This is a genomic window from Stenotrophomonas maltophilia, from assembly GCF_023518235.1.
Lineage (GTDB): Bacteria > Pseudomonadota > Gammaproteobacteria > Xanthomonadales > Xanthomonadaceae > Stenotrophomonas.
In genome coordinates, this window is the sequence record NZ_CP090423.1 from 531,665 (window position 1) to 547,631 (window position 15,967).

The 15,967-nt window shown below is 67.1% G+C and carries 14 protein-coding genes; 10 read left to right on the forward strand and 4 right to left on the reverse strand.

Annotated features, from left to right (window positions below; genetic code table 11):
* Window positions 1–59: 59 nt before the first annotated feature.
* The gene (locus LZ605_RS02770; protein WP_249843691.1) at window positions 60–938 is read left to right on the forward strand and encodes a sterol desaturase family protein; all 879 of its coding nucleotides are present in this window, start codon (window positions 60–62) and stop codon (window positions 936–938) included.
* 9 nt (window positions 939–947) lie between these two features.
* Here the strand turns inward: LZ605_RS02770 and LZ605_RS02775 are convergent, their stop codons facing one another.
* Together LZ605_RS02775 and LZ605_RS02780 are read right to left on the reverse strand one after the other, a co-directional pair.
* Window positions 948–1,652, reverse strand: a complete 705-nt coding sequence (locus tag LZ605_RS02775; RefSeq protein WP_306803815.1) for an AraC family transcriptional regulator — start codon at window positions 1,650–1,652, stop codon at window positions 948–950.
* Between the two features lie 205 nt (window positions 1,653–1,857).
* The gene (locus LZ605_RS02780; protein WP_249843693.1) at window positions 1,858–2,292 is read right to left on the reverse strand and encodes a VOC family protein; all 435 of its coding nucleotides are present in this window, start codon (window positions 2,290–2,292) and stop codon (window positions 1,858–1,860) included.
* 337 nt (window positions 2,293–2,629) lie between these two features.
* On the opposite strand from LZ605_RS02780, the gene LZ605_RS02785 reads away from it, so the two are divergent.
* The gene (locus LZ605_RS02785) at window positions 2,630–5,425 is read left to right on the forward strand and encodes a beta-glucosidase family protein (RefSeq protein ID WP_249843694.1); all 2,796 of its coding nucleotides are present in this window, start codon (window positions 2,630–2,632) and stop codon (window positions 5,423–5,425) included.
* An 86-nt stretch (window positions 5,426–5,511) separates the two neighbouring features.
* Here the strand turns inward: LZ605_RS02785 and LZ605_RS02790 are convergent, their stop codons facing one another.
* Window positions 5,512–6,417, reverse strand: coding sequence for a LysR family transcriptional regulator (locus LZ605_RS02790; protein ID WP_249843695.1), 906 nt, complete (start codon window positions 6,415–6,417; stop codon window positions 5,512–5,514).
* Window positions 6,418–6,523: 106 nt separating this feature from the next.
* On the opposite strand from LZ605_RS02790, the gene LZ605_RS02795 reads away from it, so the two are divergent.
* The 3 genes from LZ605_RS02795 to LZ605_RS02805 all read left to right on the forward strand — a co-directional run bounded on the left by LZ605_RS02795 (window position 6,524) and on the right by LZ605_RS02805 (window position 10,393).
* Window positions 6,524–7,882 carry an MFS transporter gene (locus LZ605_RS02795; protein ID WP_249843696.1) on the forward strand — a complete coding sequence of 453 codons (1,359 nt, stop codon included), beginning with the start codon at window positions 6,524–6,526 and terminating at the stop codon, window positions 7,880–7,882.
* On the forward strand, window positions 7,882–8,268 hold the full coding sequence (locus LZ605_RS02800) for a DUF4440 domain-containing protein (RefSeq protein WP_249843697.1): 387 nt from the start codon (window positions 7,882–7,884) through the stop codon (window positions 8,266–8,268). Before LZ605_RS02795 ends, LZ605_RS02800 begins: the two co-directional genes overlap by 1 nt.
* 214 nt (window positions 8,269–8,482) lie before the next feature.
* A complete protein-coding gene (locus tag LZ605_RS02805; protein WP_249843698.1) occupies window positions 8,483–10,393 on the forward strand; it encodes a CocE/NonD family hydrolase in 1,911 nt (636 codons plus the stop codon).
* Between the two features lie 148 nt (window positions 10,394–10,541).
* On the opposite strand, the gene LZ605_RS02810 is transcribed toward LZ605_RS02805, so the two are convergent.
* Window positions 10,542–11,495 (reverse strand): helix-turn-helix transcriptional regulator, encoded by a 954-nt coding sequence (locus LZ605_RS02810; protein ID WP_249843699.1) that lies wholly within the window; start codon window positions 11,493–11,495, stop codon window positions 10,542–10,544.
* 83 nt (window positions 11,496–11,578) lie between these two features.
* On the opposite strand from LZ605_RS02810, the gene LZ605_RS02815 reads away from it, so the two are divergent.
* The 5 genes from LZ605_RS02815 (at window position 11,579) to lldR (ending at window position 15,966) form a co-directional block, all read left to right on the forward strand.
* Window positions 11,579–11,875, forward strand: a complete 297-nt coding sequence (locus LZ605_RS02815; protein ID WP_249843700.1) for a hypothetical protein — start codon at window positions 11,579–11,581, stop codon at window positions 11,873–11,875.
* A 57-nt stretch (window positions 11,876–11,932) separates the two neighbouring features.
* Window positions 11,933–12,691 carry an SDR family NAD(P)-dependent oxidoreductase gene (locus LZ605_RS02820; protein WP_249843701.1) on the forward strand — a complete coding sequence of 253 codons (759 nt, stop codon included), beginning with the start codon at window positions 11,933–11,935 and terminating at the stop codon, window positions 12,689–12,691.
* Window positions 12,692–12,812: 121 nt separating this feature from the next.
* The gene (locus LZ605_RS02825; protein WP_249843702.1) at window positions 12,813–13,265 is read left to right on the forward strand and encodes an MgtC/SapB family protein; all 453 of its coding nucleotides are present in this window, start codon (window positions 12,813–12,815) and stop codon (window positions 13,263–13,265) included.
* Between the two features lie 224 nt (window positions 13,266–13,489).
* Window positions 13,490–15,148 carry an L-lactate permease gene (gene lldP, locus LZ605_RS02830; RefSeq protein WP_249843703.1) on the forward strand — a complete coding sequence of 553 codons (1,659 nt, stop codon included), beginning with the start codon at window positions 13,490–13,492 and terminating at the stop codon, window positions 15,146–15,148.
* Between the two features lie 53 nt (window positions 15,149–15,201).
* Window positions 15,202–15,966, forward strand: a complete 765-nt coding sequence (gene lldR, locus LZ605_RS02835; protein WP_249843704.1) for a transcriptional regulator LldR — start codon at window positions 15,202–15,204, stop codon at window positions 15,964–15,966.
* The last annotated feature ends 1 nt before the right edge of the window (window position 15,967 follow it).

A 15,967-nucleotide genomic window follows, 5' to 3' on the forward strand; every position in this document is an offset into this window, starting at 1 on the left:
CCCACACGCCAGGCCAGCATGCAGGCCCCTCACTTTCCGGGTTGCCCATGAAGCACTGGATGCTCCGCCTGTATGCCCCGTTGTTCCTGCTTGGTTTCGTCGCCGTTGCCATTGCCTGGGTCGGCCACCATCACGGCGACCCGCTATGGCTGCTGGCCCTGCTGGCGCTGGCCATCGCGCTCTCGTTCGGCGCCGAACGGGCCTGGCCGTATGATCCGGCGTTCAACCACGATCATGGGGACAGCGTGCGCGACACCCTGCATGCACTGGTCAATGAAGGGCTGAACCTGCTGTCGATCGCCGCGGTGCCGTTGCTGGCGGCGGTCATTCCGTGGCAGGTGTGGCCGGTACAGTGGCCGTTCGCGTTGCAGGTACTGGTTGCCATCATCGCCGCCGATCTCGGCATCACCTTGGTGCACTACGCCAGCCATCGCATCGGCTGGTTGTGGCGGCTGCATGCCGTGCATCACAGCGTCACCCGCATGTACGGCTTCAACGGCCTGATGAAGCACCCGCTGCATCAGGCGGCCGAGGCGGTGGGAGGCGTGCTGCCATTGCTGGTGCTGGGCCTGCCGATGCCGGTGGCGGCAGTGCTGGCGTTTGCCATCGCCATCCAGCTGTTGCTGCAGCACTCCAACGTGGATATGCGCCCCGGCGTGCTGGGCCGGGTGATGGCGTGGGCGCCACTGCATCGCTTCCACCACATGCGCTACGGCACTGCTGGCGACGTCAATTTCGGCCTGTTCCTGACCGTCTGGGATCATCTGCTGGGGACCGCTTTCGATGCGCCGGGCTATCGGCTGCGGCAGCAGGACCTCGGCATCGGCAGCCAGCCGGACTACCCGCGCGATTATCCGGGGCAGCTGCTGGCGCCGTTCCGCGAGCTGCCGCAGGGTGACGTGCCGGAACTACCCGAAGGCCTGCACAGGCGGGAGTGATCGAGCGTGTCAGGCCGCGTGCAGCTGCAGGCCCTGCAGCTGTGCCGCACCGATGCCGAACATGCGGCGCAGGCTGCGCGACAGATGGGCCAGGTCGGCGAAGCCGGCCGCATGCGCACTGTCGGTGAGGCTGTGCCCGCGCAGGTGATGCGCCAGCGCGATGCGCAGGCGCTGCCACAGCACCCAGCCGCGCAGGGTCACCGCCAGATCGGACTGGAAACGCCGGTGCAGCTGGCTGGTCGACAGATGCGCCGCCTCGGCGATATCGGCGGCCGGCACCGGGCCCGGCAGGTGCTGGCTGATGCGGGCCAGCGCCGCCTGCACGCGGCGGTCGAGTGGCTGTGCGCGGCTCAGTCCCGGCAACCAGTCGTGCAGTTGCGCCGCGGTACCGGGCAGCGTGTGCAGATGCTGCTGGATCTGTTCAAGGTCGGCATGCGCCGGTTCGAGAAACACTGTGCAACCCGTTTGCGGCGCCGACAGGATCGCGTGCGGCTGGAACGAGGGCAGCCACAGCCGCTGGCCCTGCTGACGCACACCGTCGATTTCGACCTGCCAGGGCGCGTCCTCACTCAACAGCAGTTGATGGGCGTAGTGCGCATGTGCAGCGCTGCCGCCGGCATGACCCTGCAACACGGCCACGTGGACATCCAGCAGCAGCGTGCCATTCCAGGGCAGGGCGGGGGAGGACATGGCGGGATTGTAGATCCACGCCATGCGTGGATGAATCTCCATCGAAATGGAATATTCCGAGAGTTGAACGAAAAGCAGCCGAGCATGGGCTCGGCTCTACAGCAGGCCGTGCGGGGAATTGTCGAAGCCGGGCTCATCCCGCCATTGCACGGATAGCCGCCTTTGCTTTTGAGCTTGCCGGCCAGCGGCCGGCACTACCGCGGGTGCGGGGCGCCGCCCGGCCGCGCCGTCACCGCCCGTGCGGATCCGGCCGGTGATGCACGTATTCGACCACCGTGCCATCAGGGTGCACGGCGTTGAACGCCGCGCCGGTCGGCACTACCTGCAGCGGGAAGATGATTTCGGCGCCGGCCGCGACCAGCTTGTCGTGATAGGGCCGAACATCGTCGACCAGCAGTGTGCCGGTGGTCGAGGTGAACGGTGCCAGCGCCGCCGCGCTGCCTTCGATCAGCAGGAACGCACCGACCATCGCCAGGCGCAGCCCGGCGTCGGGAAACGGGAATCCAGCGTCGGCGACCACGCCCTGCAACTGCTCGTAGAAGGCCACGCTGCGCTCCAGCTCACCGGGGGCCACGAACACCCGGATCAGCACGCGCGGCGCGCGCTGGCTGGACGTATCGCAGCGGTCGCGCCAGAGATGGTCGAAGTCGCGGTGGACGGTCATGGGCTCGGTTCGTGGCCAGGGATCTCCATTATCAGCAGCCCTGTGGGGCCTGCTGATGACCGCCGGTGATGGCCTGATAACCACCGGCCCCGTTGCCCCTGTGACTTAGGTCCTGTTGACAGGTGTGAACGCCCTCGCACAATCTTCACATGATTGGGTCGCCCTGCGCGGCCCGGGCAGGCAGGTTGTCACGCCGGGAGGAGGGTCCCGCGCGCAGACCGGCCCGCCCTTCGGCCTGCGGGACGTTGCCTGGCAACCCCTGCGCGGCATGAACGCTGCACCCTTCGGCGGCACTTTCCCTGGACCGATTGCCTTGGCAACGGAATTACGCCTGCCGATGAAAACGTTTACAAAGCCGCTTGCACTGTCCCTGGCCCTGTCTGCTGCACTGGCCGCTCCGGCCTGGGCCGACCCCGCCGCGTTCACCGTGCTGACCCTGGAACAGGCGCCCAACGCCGAGGCGATGCCGGCCCTGGCCGCGCAGCTGAAGAGCCTGAAGGTGGACGCGGTGAGCGTGCGTCAGGTGCAGCGCGGCATCGGCCAGGTCGATCCGCTGCAGGTGCTGGCCGATGGCCTGGGCTATGAATACCGCTTCATCGCCGCCGGCAAGGACGATGGCCAGACCCAGCGCGGCCAGGCCGTGCTGACGCGGCTGCCGATCGCCGCTGAATCCGGCCCCGACCAACCGGGCCTGAACTATCTGCGCCTGGACGATGGCCGCCACACCGTCGCGGTCTATACCGACGCCGGCGCAGGTGCCGCGCAGCTGCCGGCGCTGGTCACCCGTTCGCGGCTGGGTGCACCGGCGGTGCTGCTCGGCGCGGTGGCCGGTGACTCGGCCAAGGCCGCAGGCTTCGATCCGGCGCGGGTGGCACTGGAAGCCGATGCCAGCTACTTCAGCGATGGCTTCCAGGCTGCCAGCAGCGCACCGTTCAAGGTGGAAGGCAGCAGCCTGCGTGCCACCCTGCTGACCCTGGCCTACGCTGCCGACAGGCACGGCGACGCACCGTGGATGGACACCACCCTCAACGCCGACGCGCGCGCCGCGCTGCTGCTGAAGGCGATGACCGAGGACGAAAAATTCCAGATGCTGCACAGCTACTTCGGGCTGGGCAAGGACGGTGGCCCGCTGCCGGAAGGCGCGGTGGGTTCGGCCGGCTTCGTGCCGGGCGTGGCGCGCCTGGGCATTCCGTCGCAGCAGTCAGCCGATGCCGGCGTCGGCGTGACCAATCCCGGTGGCATCCGCCCGGGTGACTTCGCCACCGCGATGCCGTCGGGACCGTCCACCGCCTCCAGCTGGAACCGCGAAGTCGCCTTCGCCGGTGGCGCGACCATGGGCCGCGAGGCGTGGCAGCAGCGCTTCAACATCCTGTTGTCGGGCAGCGTGAACCTGCAGCGCGACCCGCGCAATGGCCGCAATTTCGAGTACGCCGGTGAAGATCCGCTGCTGGCCGGCTCGATGGTGGGCGCGTTGATCCAGGGCGTGCAGAGCCAGCACGTGATCTCCTCAATGAAGCACTTCGCGCTGAACGACATGGAGACCCGCCGCAACTTCCACGACGTGCGCATCGGCGAACAGGCCATGCACGAGTCGGACCTGCTGGCCTTCGAGATCGCGCTCGAAGCCGGCCGCCCGGGCGTGGCGATGTGCTCGTACAACAAGATCAACGGCACCTACGGCTGCGAGAACGGCTACCTGATGAACCAGGTGCTGAAGCAGGAATGGAAGTTCCCCGGTTTCGTGATGTCAGACTGGGGTGGCGTGCACAGTGGTTCGAAGGCGGCGCTGGCCGGCCTGGACCAGCAGTCGGCCGGTGAAGTGTTCGATGCGGCGGTGTTCTTCGATGAGCCGCTGCGCCTGGCCGTGCACGGTGGCGTGGTGCCGCAGGCGCGCCTGAACGACATGGTGGCGCGCATCCTGCGCACGATGTTCCTGCACGGCAACTTCGACAACCCGCCGCAGCACCAGAAGGTCGATGCCGAGGCTGGTTTCGCCGTCGCCCAGCGCACGGTGGAAGAAGGCAGCGTGCTGCTGCGCAATGAAGGCAACCTGTTGCCACTGGCCGACACGGTGAAGCGCATCGTCATCATCGGTGGCCACGCCGACAAGGGCGTGATCGGTGGCGGTGGTTCGTCGATGGTGGGCGTGACCGCCAAGGGCACCAATGCGGTGCCGGGCGTGCTGCCGACCACCTGGCCGGGCCCGGTGATCTTCCACCCGTCCTCGCCGCTGGAATCACTGCGTGCGGCGCGTCCGGATGCGACCATCACGTATGTGGACGGCACCAACGCCGCCGCCGCGGCCAAGGCCGCCGCGCAGGCCGACGTGGCCATCGTGTTCGCCACCCAGTGGGCGGCCGAATCGGTGGATCTGCCGGACATGCAGCTGCCGGACAACCAGGATGCGCTGATCTCGGCGGTGGCCAAGGCCAACCCGAAGACCGTGCTGGTACTGGAAACCAACGGCCCGGTGCGCACGCCGTGGCTGGCGCAGGTGCCGGCGATGCTGCAGGCGTGGTACCCGGGCATTCGTGGTGGCGAAGGCATTGCCGCGCTGCTGACCGGTCAGGTGAACCCCTCCGGCCGCCTGCCGGTGACCTGGGTGGCGGACGAATCGCAGCTGCCGCGCCCGCACATCGACGGCCTTGGCTTCAAGCCGGCCAAGCCGTTCGGTGATGTGTTCGATTTCGATATCGAAGGTGCCAACGTCGGCTACAAGTGGATGGCGGCCAAGGGCCTGACCCCGACGTTCGCGTTCGGTCACGGCCTGTCCTACACCTCGTTCGCCTATGAAAACCTCAGGGTGAGCGTGGAAGGTTCGCGCCTGGTCGCCAGCGTGGACATCCGCAACACCGGCAAGCGCGCCGGTGCCGACGTGGCCCAGCTGTACCTGAAGCTGCCGGCCGGCAGCACCACGCCGATCCGCCTGATCGGCTACGACAAGGTGAACCTGCAGCCGGGCGAACAGCGCCGCATCCGTATCGAAGCCGAGCCGAAGACCCTGGCTCACTACGATGCACAGGCCCGCCAGTGGAGGATCGACGGCGGCACCTATCAGGTGCAGCTGTCGCGCAATGCTGCCGAACCGTTGCAGACGGTGGACGTACAGCTGGTGGAGCAGGTGCTGCGCTGATGCATGAAGACACGGCCCCGCAAGGGGCCGTGTTTGTTTGTGGGGGGCCGCTGCGCTCGCCGGGCCATGCCCGGCGAGCGCGGAATTCACACCGGCGCGCTGCCAAACCACCCGCGCAGGAAATCGATCAGCTGGCGAACCTTCGGTGACGGCTGCGTGCTGTGCGGGTACACCGCGTAGACGCTTTGCTGCGGGAAGCGGTGCTGGCGCAGCACCGCTCGCAACCGGTCCTGGGCAAGGTCGTCCTCGATCAGCCAGCGCGGCAGCACGGTGACGCCGGCGCCGGCCACGGCGAAAGCACGCAGGCTGCTGGCGCCGTCCACGCGCACCACTGCATTGCCCGGATTGGTGGCGAACAGCGCGTCGCTGCCATCGGGGGCAACCACCGGCACATCGGCCAGGCGCGGATAGCCCAGGCGGGGCAGGGTGCCCAGCTGCACCGGGTCATCGGCCGCATCCGCGGTGGGCAGCCGGGCCAGCAGCACGGGCGCGGCCACCGCACACAACGGATGCCTTTCCAGTTCGATGGCGTGCAGCGCCGAGTCGGGCAGGCGGCCGAGACGGATCGCCAGGTCGAAGCGCTCGGGAATCAGGTCGGCCGGCGCCGGCGAGGTCGACAGGTGCAGCTGCAATGCCGGATGCCGCATGCGAAACGCCTCCAGTGCCGGAATCAGGCGCAGCTGCGCGTACTCCGGCGTGGTGGTCAGGCGCAGCACGCCCTGCAGCTGATGCTGGTCGCGGCGCGCGGCATCGATGGCGGCCTGTGCAGCGTCCAGCGCCTGCACACAGTGCTGCAGGAACTGCTCGCCGGCCTCGGTCAGCGCCAAGTGGCGGGTACTGCGCAGCAGCAGGGTCACGCCCAGCTCCTGCTCCAGCCGCTTGAGGTTGAAGCTGACCACCGCGCGGCTCAGGCCCAGGCGATCGGCGGCTGCGGTCAAGCTGCCGGCCTCGACCACGGCGCGGAAGGTATCGAAGCGATCGAGGCTGACCATGGGCGATTAATTGTCAAGTAAGATTTGACAGTGTTGCAGCCGTCGTCGTGTTTTTTCAACAAGGCCCGGCCGGCATGCTGGGCGCTTCCCTGATGGAGCGCCGCCGATGCCGTCCCCCCGCCTGCGCCATGAGGCGATCTTCCTGCTGGTGTTTGCCCTGGATCTGGTCAATATGTTCATCGCCACGGTGGCCTATCCGGCGCTGGCCGCTGAACTGCACGCCGACATCGGCTGCCTGGCGTGGGTCGGCACCGCCTACATGCTCGGCCTGAGCGTGGTGATTCCACTGGCGCCCTGGCTGGCCGCACGCTGCGGCGAGCGGCGCCTGCTGCTGGTGGCGCTGCTGGTGTTCGCCGTCGCCGCCATGCTGGCCGGCGCTGCGCCGGGCATTGGCTGGCTGTTGGGTTGGCGCTTGCTTCAGGGGCTGGCCGGTGGCCTGCTGATTCCGGTTGCACAGGCCACCGCCTATCGACACTGCACGCCCGAGCAACGTGGCGCGCTGACCCGACGCATCCTGCTGGTGGCACTGCTGGTGCCAGCCCTGGCGCCGGCACTGGGTGGCCTGCTGGTGCAGTGGCTGTCCTGGCGCGGCGTACTTTGGGCCAGCCTGCCGTTGGCGGTGATGGCCATGGGTCTGGTGCTGGCCTGGATGCCGGCCGATGGTGAGCGCAGTGCGCCGCGCCTGCAGGCCTATGCGCTGTCCACCGCAATGCTGGCGCTGGGCGCGCTGCTGCTGGCACTCACCTGGTTGGGCGAGCGCGACCATCGGGGCGCCGGTGCCGTGCTGCTGCTGATCGCATTGCTGCTGGCGGCGGTTCACCTGCGGCATGCCCGGCGGCAGGCGCATCCGTTGCTGCGCTGGTCACTGCTTTCCCATCACGAGCTGCGACTGGCGATGCTGGTGTATTTGGCGGTGCCCGGGGTGTTCATCGGCAGCCAGCTGGCCAGCACCCTGCAGTTGCACCAGGCCGGATACAGTGCCGCACGCATCGGCGCGTTGATGCTGCCGTGGGCGCTGGCCTCGGCCATCGCGATCACGGCCAGCAAGCACCTGTTGTCCCGCTTCGGCCCGGCCACGGTACTGCGCGCCGGCATGCTGCTTCAGGCCAGCGGCCTGCTGTTGATGGCGCTGCTGCCACAGCCGGCCTTCGCCTTGGCTGCACTGTTGTTCGCATTGATGGGCGCCGGCGGCAGCCTGTGCAGCAGCACCGCACAGACACTGGCGTTCCAGGGTGTCGAGGGTGAGGCACTGGGCGACGCCAGTGCGTTGTGGAACCTCAACCGTCAGCTCAGCTTCTGCCTCGGCACTGCGGCCATCGCGCTGCTGCTGGCGCTGGCCATGCAGTGGTTGCCCGCACGCGCCACCAGCGTGGCGCTGGGTCTGGCCGCCGCATTGACGCTGCTGCCGATGGCGCTGCTGCGCCGCTCGCATTCTGTCCCCCTTTCGCAACCCGAGAACACCTGATGGATACCACTGCAGAACATGAAATCCACCACCTGCACGACAAACTGCAGGCCTGGTTCCGTGCCGACGTCGGCTCCGATGCGCTCGATGATCTGATGACGCACTTCTGTGCGGACTTCAGCATGGTCGGCATCGCCGGCCGTCGGCTGGACCGAGATGCGGTGCAGGCATTGTTCGCCGGTGCCCATGGCGCGCGACCGGGGTTGCAGATTGCCATCGAGGCCGTGCAGGCAGTGGAGGCGCCATCAACGTTGGTGGTGCTGCGCTATCGCGAAGGCCATTTGATCGATGGCGGCAACCGCACATGGCGGGAGTCGCTGGCGGTACTGCGTCAGGAACAGGGGCGCTGGTGCTGGCTGGCGCTGCATGAGGTTCAAACGGCCTGACGGATCCGCCGGAGGTGGCCCGGCGCTGCGCGGGGAGCACCGGTCGGTAGTGCCGTCCGCTGGCCGGCATTCGGTTACCGGTTTGCGCAGCGGCAGCGGGCAGCACATGTGCCATCAGTCCTGCCTGCATCCACCGCAGAATGCAAAGCCCGCACACACTTCACGGCCCAAGGCAGGAGTACGCTGGGGCCTTTCCTGCCGGAAGGGGTTGTCCATGCGTGTGCGTGCCGTTGCTCTAGCCATCGCCCTTTGCCTGTCCAGCACCGTGCTGGCCGCCGATACACCGCCGATGACCCCGGACGTCAGCGGCAAGCCCTTCGTCGCCCCCGATGTCGGCCGCGACTATGACAAGCGCGTGGTGATGGTGCCCATGCGTGATGGCACCAAGCTGTACACAGTGATCGTGGTGCCCAAGGGCGCCCGCAACGCTCCGATCCTGCTGACCCGTACGCCCTACGACGCTGCCGGCCGTGCCAACCGCAGCGACTCGCCGCGCATGCGCGACCTGCTGCCGCAGGGCGATGAGGTGTTCGTCGATGGCGGCTACATCCGCGTGTTCCAGGACATTCGTGGCAAGTACGGCTCCGAGGGCGATTACGTGATGACCCGGCCCCTGCGCGGGCCATTGAACAACACCCCGGTCGACCATTCCACCGACGCCTGGGACACCATCGACTGGCTGGTGAAGCACGTGCCGGAGAGCAACGGCAAGGTCGGCATGCTCGGTTCGTCGTATGAAGGCTTCACCGTGGTGATGGCGCTGACCGATCCGCATCCGGCGCTGAAGGTCGCCGCGCCGCAGAGCCCGATGGTCGACGGCTGGATGGGTGACGACTGGCTCAACTACGGTGCGTTCCGCCAGGTCAACTTCAATTACTTCGCGATGCAGACCGAGAAGCGCGGCAAGGGCACGCCGCTGCCCAGCCTCGGCTACGACGACTACAGCACCTTCCTGCGCATCGGGTCGGCCGGCGACTATGCGCGCTTTACCGGCGTGGACCAGCTGACCTGGTGGAAGAAGCTGGTCGAGCACCCTGCATACGACGCCTTCTGGCAGGGCCAGGCGCTGGATGCAGTGATGGCGAAGACGCCGCTGAAGGTGCCGACCCTGTGGCTGCAGGGCCTGTGGGACCAGGAGGACATGTGGGGTGCCAACCACGCCTACCAGGCGATGGAAGGGCGCGACAGTGGCAACAACCGCAATTACCTGGTGATGGGCCCGTGGCGGCACAGCCAGGTGAACTACAGTGCCAGTGAACTGGGCGCGCTCAAGTTCGATGGCGATACCGCGCTGCAGTTCCGTCGTGATGTGCTCAAGCCGTTCTTCGACCAGTACCTGGTGGACGGTGCGCCGAAGGCCGATACGCCGCCGGTGCTGATCTACAACACCGGCGAAAACCATTGGGACCGCTTGAAGGGTTGGCCGCGCAGCTGCGACAAGGGCTGTGCGGCCAGCAGCAAACCGCTGTACCTGCGTGCCGGCGGCAAGTTGGCGTTCCAGGCGCCGGCAGCGGGCGAGAACGACTTCGATGAATACGTGTCCGACCCGGCTAAGCCGGTGCCGTTCGTGCCGCGCCCGGTGCGTTTTGGCGACCGTGACATGTGGACGACCTGGCTGGTCAAGGATCAGCGCTTCGTCGATGGCCGACCCGACGTGCTGACCTTCATCACCGAACCGTTGACCGCGCCACTGCGCATCGGTGGCGCGCCGGTGGTGCACCTGCAGGCCTCGACCAGTGGCACCGACAGCGATTGGGTGGTGAAGCTGATCGACGTGTATCCGGACCAGGAAGCATCCACACCGGAGATGGGTGGCTATGAGCTGCCGGTGTCGCTGGCGATCTTCCGCGGCCGCTACCGCGAGAGCTTCAGTGATCCCAAGCCGCTGGCCGCCAACCAGGTGCTGCCGTACCGCTTCGACCTGCCCAACGCCAACCACACCTTCCAGAAGGGGCACCGGGTGATGGTGCAGGTGCAGTCCAGCCTGTTCCCGCTGTACGACCGCAACCCGCAGACCTATGTGCCGAACATCTACCTGGCCAAGCCGGGCGATTACCAGAAGGCCATGCAGCGGGTCTGGCACAGCGCCGCGCAGGCCAGTTACATCGATCTGCCGGTGTATTGAGGGGCCTACGGCGACGCCGGGCATGGCCCGGCGCTACCGGTGATATCGCGACGCCGGTAACGCCGGAGGGGGCGGTAGTGCCGGCCGCTGGCCGGCAGCGGCGAAAGCGTGTCCACCAAAGTCGACACCCACCCATAGGGATATCGCTTTACCCGACCTTCGAAGGACCAGTGCGCCAGCGGCTGGGCACCAGCCCGAAGCGCTTGCGGAAGGCGGCGGCGAAATTGCTGGGATGGCGGTAGCCACTGGCCGCGGCCGCCTGCTCGACGGTCCAGCCATCTTCGCGCAGGCCCTGCTCGGCATGGCGCATGCGCTGCTCGTGCAGGTAATCGAACACCGAGCTTCCATACTGCTGCGCGAAGTGGCGGCGCAGCGAACTCGGGCTCATGCACGCCAGCTGCGCCAGTTCGACCAGGCTGTGGGCATGGCTGGGGTCATCGTGCAGGTAGGCGCGTACGCGCTCCAGGCGCTCGCGCTGCCCGGCACGCAGCGTACGTACCTGCTCGGTCTGCAGATCTTCGGCCTGCAGCCCGACTGCAAGCAGCTGCAGCGCCACGCCTTCGCGCCACAGTGCGTCGATGCCGTCCTGCCACGGGCTGTCGAACAGCTGTCCCAGCACGGGTAGCAAGGTGTGCGGAATGGCCCAGTGGCGGCATTCCAGATGCGCGTTGAGCGCACTCTCCAGCTGCGGCAGCTGGAACAGGTCCGGATCGAGCTGGCTGGGCACCATCACGCTGACCCCGCGCATGCGCGTTTCACCGGGATGCGCACCGGTCATCTCGATCTGCTCGCGATGGTGTGCGGTCATCGCGGTGCCAGCGCGCAGGGTGAATCCTGCACGTCGCGGGACACGCACGTCGACCTGGCCCTGCAGCATCACGCGGATCACCAGCCCCGGGCTCTGCTGCGCGGTAGCCACATACGGGAACCGGTTATGGACGTCGGACGCGATCAGGCTCATGCCACCGCGCAGGAACTGTTCGTTGACCTCGCCTCGACCGGCCCACTGGTCATCGCGCAGGTGTTCAGGGTCGGCGCGGTAGTCGAAGCCGTGGCGTTGGCCGAAACGGCGGTAATCGGCAAAGGTGAAGTATCGGGACATCGCTCGGCACGTGCTCTGGAGGTGGACACTGGCGGTGCCTTGCCCGGGGCGCTGCACTGCGGGTGCTGCGCCGGTGCTTGTGCGTGCAGCCGCGCGGCGGCGACGGCACTGTGGAGGGCTGGGAAAGCGCCAGAGGGGAAGTGTGTGTCGAAGAAACTGGAAACGTTTCCCATTGTCGCCGTGATTCGCGCGCTTTTGATTCCAATATGGTCAAACCGATTGATGATTACGGCCAAAGTGAATTCGCCGTTGAGCATACGCAGGCGTTTTGCCTGCATATCCGTACGTATATCCATACATCAACCCAGGTTGAGGTTGCACGGCTGGAACGATCGGATGCGGACACGATGTCAGCTGGCTCGTCACAGCGGCCGGCGTAGCGTGGTGGATTGGCGGCTGCGCGCCGCATCGCTATCCCCCAACGATGGAGAACGTAGATGATCGATTACCAGCTCGGTGGCAAGACCGCGATCGTGACCGGCGGTGTATCCGGTATCGGCCTGGCAGTGGCGCATACGCTGGCCGCGTCCGGCGCCCGCATTTCGGTCTGGGACCTGAAACAGGACGCAGTGGACGCCACCGTCGCGCAGCTGCAGGCGCGCGGCACACAGGCGATCGGTGTGGCGCTGGACGTCACCGATGATGCGGCGGTGGAGGCCGCCGTGCAGCGCACGGTGAAGGAACTCGGCGGTGTGCATATTGCGGTCAACAACGCCGGCATCAGTGGGCCGGCCGCCAGCAGCGGCGACTACCCGGTGGATGGCTGGCAGCGAGTGATCGATGTGAACCTGACCAGCGTGTTCTTGTGCCAGCGGGCGCAGATCCAGGCGATGCGCACGGCCGGCAGTGGCGGCAGCATCATCAACATGGCCTCGATCCTGGGCCAGGTCGGCTATGCCGGTTCCACCGCCTACGTGGCGGCCAAGCACGGGGTGGTCGGCCTGACCCAGACCGCGGCGTGGGAGCACGCGGCCGACGGTATCCGGGTCAACGCGGTCGGTCCGGGCTTCATCATTACGCCGCTGTTGGAGAAGATGGACGCGAAGGTGCGCGCAACGCTGGAAGCGCGCCACGCGCTGAAGCGGCTGGGCACCGCCGAGGAGGTGGCGGCACTGGTGGCCTGGCTGGCCAGCGACGAGGCCTCCTTCGCGACCGGAACCTACTACGCCATCGATGGTGGCTACCTGGCGCAGTGATGCGTTGAGCTGCGGTGGCGTCGGCGATGACCCGGCGTTACCGGGTGAACGGACCGTGGTGCCATCTTCACCACCGTCCGACGCCGATCGCGCAAGTCTTCCGGAAACTTCCGGAGGTCGCATGGAACTGTCCCAGGACTTCTCGATCCTGCTGCGCGTGGCAACGGCGATGCTGTTCGGCGGCGTGCTCGGCATCGAACGCGAGATGGGCAAGCACGCTGCCGGCCTGCGCACGCACATGCTGATCGCCGGTGCCGCGGCGCTGATCGTCGGGCTGGGCGATTCGGTGGCCGAGCACTTTCAGCAGGAGCGCTACCGCGACCTGCTGCAGGTCGACCCGGTACGCCTGATCGAGGCGGTAGTGGCCTGTGTCGGCTTCGTTGCGGCCGGCACCATCCTGCGCGGCTCACGCGAAGACCAGGTCAGCGGGCTGACCACCGCCAGTTCGCTGATCATGGCCGCGGCCATCGGCATCGCCGTGGGGATCGGCAAATACGTGATTGCGATTGGCGTCAGTGTGCTGTGCGTGCTGGTGCTGGCGGTGATGCGGCGGGTGGAGAAACGGATCTCGTAAGGAATCTCGAGTTGCCGGCCAGCGGCCGGTACTACCATGGCGGCCTTAATGGTCCTACCAATATGGCATCTAGCGCTATGGTCTAATAGGCGCTCCGTCAGAATGGCGGTTCAATTCGCTGCAAGCGGTCCGATCATCGCCATTAATGGTAATACCAATTATGACGGGCCGCGGCGATCCTCCCTTCGGGGTGGAACACATCCCGCCCCCAGTCGAGAGCCTTCATGCAGCCCTGGCAACACCTGTACGACCCCGCCGGCAACCTGTGGTTGTCGAGCCTGATCGCGCTGCTGCCGATCGCCTTCTTCTTTGTCGCCCTGGCCGTGCTGCGCATGAAGGGCTGGCTGGCCGGCACGATCACCGTGGCCATCGCCCTCGGCGTGGCGCTGCTGTTCTACCGCATGCCGCTGACCCAGGCGCTGGGCGCGGCCGGCTTCGGTTTCGTCTACGGGCTGTGGCCGATCGCCTGGATAATCATCGGCGCGGTGTTCCTTTACAAGGTTTCGGTCAAGACCGGGCAGTTCGACATCATCCGCGCTTCGATCCTGTCGGTCACCGAAGATCAGCGCCTGCAGATGCTGATGGTCGGCTTTGCCTTCGGTGCCTTCCTGGAAGGTGCGGCCGGTTTCGGCGCACCGGTGGCGATCACCGCGGCACTGCTGGTCGGGCTGGGCTTCAAGCCGCTGTATGCGGCCGGCCTCTGCCTGATCGTCAACACCGCGCCCGTGGCCTTTGGTGCGATGGGCATTCCGATCATCGTGGCCGGGCAGGTCACGGGGCTGGATGCGTTCGAGATCGGGCAGATGGCCGGCCGCCAGCTGCCGTTCCTTACGATCATCGTGCTGTTCTGGATCATGGCGATCATGGATGGCTGGCGCGGCATCAAGGAGACCTGGCCGGCGGTGCTGGTGGCCGGTGGCTCGTTCGCCATCGCCCAGTACCTGACCTCCAACTTCATCGGTCCGGAACTGCCGGATATCACCGCCTCGCTGGCGTCGCTGGTGTGCCTGACCCTGTTCCTGCGCCGCTGGAAGCCGGTGCGGATCTTCCGCTTCGACACCGGAACCAGTGCCGAAGCGGCCGCACAGGCATTGGAAGCGCCGCGCTACAGCGTCGGACAGATCGCCAAGGCGTGGTCGCCGTTCCTGATTCTCACCGCGATGGTCACCCTGTGGAGCATCAAGCCGTTCAAGACGCTGTTCGCGGCTGGCGGCCCGCTGGAAGGCTGGGTGCTGAAGATCCCTGTGCCTGGCCTGGACCAGATGGTGCAGAAGATGCCGCCGATCGTGCCGGCGCCGCTGAGCTATGAAGCCATCTACAAGTTCGACTGGTTCTCGGCCACCGGTACCTCGATCATCCTGGCTGCGGTGATCGCCATCATCGCCCTGCGCATGCCGGCCCGCTCGGCGCTGCAGACCTTCGGCGAGACCGTGCGCGAGCTGCGCATGCCGATCTATTCGATCGGCATGGTGCTGGCGTTCGCCTTCATCGCCAATTACTCGGGGCTGTCGGCCACACTGGCCCTGGCGCTGGCGCACACCGGCGATGCGTTCCCGTTCTTCTCGCCGTTCCTGGGCTGGCTGGGCGTGTTCCTGACCGGCTCGGACACCTCGTCCAATGCGCTGTTCTCGGCGCTGCAGGCCACCACCGCGCAGCAGATCGGCGTGTCCGATGTGCTGCTGGTGGCGGCCAATACCACCGGCGGGGTGACCGGCAAGATGATCTCGCCGCAGTCGATCGCCATCGCTTGCGCTGCGGTCGGCCTGGCCGGCAAGGAGTCGGACCTGTTCCGCTTCACGGTCAAGCACAGCCTGATTTTTACTACGATGGTCGGCCTGATCACCCTGGCCCAGGCCTACTGGCTGACCTGGATGATTCCCTGAGCCATGCCCGGCTGTCTGACCCCTCATTGCTCGCTTCAGGCCACAATGGCGCCATGAGCACGCAACGCATTTCGGACAAGGTGGCCGCGCAGCTGCGCGGCCTGGTGCAGGAACAACGGCTGCAGCCGGGCGACCGGTTGCCGGCCGAGCGCACCCTGGCGGTGCAGCTGGGGGTCTCGCGCACCGCGCTGCGCGAGGCCATCGCGCAGCTGGCCAGCCAGGGCCTGCTGAGCGCGCGCGTGGGCGGCGGCACCTATGTGGCCGAACCGGCGGCGCGGGCACGGCAGGCGCTGGACGAACCGCTGGCGCCGTACCTGCCGCTGTTCCAGGGCGACCCGGAATACCGCTTCGACGTGCTGGAGATCCGCCACGCACTGGAAGGCGCCACCGCCTGGCACGCGGCGCTGCGTGCTACCGACGAGGATCGCACGCGCATCGCACAGGCGTTCCAGACCATGATGGATGCGCATGGCAAGGACGATCCCTCCGGCGAGGCCGAGGCTGACGCGGCCTTCCACCTGTCCATCGCCGAAGCCTCGCACAACCTGGTGCTGCTGCAGGTGATGCGTGGCCTGTTCGAGTTGCTGCAGACCAACATTTCGCAGAGCCGCGAGAAGCTCTATACCTCGGCCAGGACCTTCTCGCCGCTGTCCGACCAGCACCGCGAGATGATGGATGCGGTCCTGGCTGGCGACCCCGAACGCGCGCGCGCCGCCGCGCATGCCCACCTCGAGTTCGTGCACACCACGCTGCGCACCCTCGATGACAACGAAGCCCGGCGTGCGCGGGCCTCGCGTCTACCCTCCCCACACGGTTGAC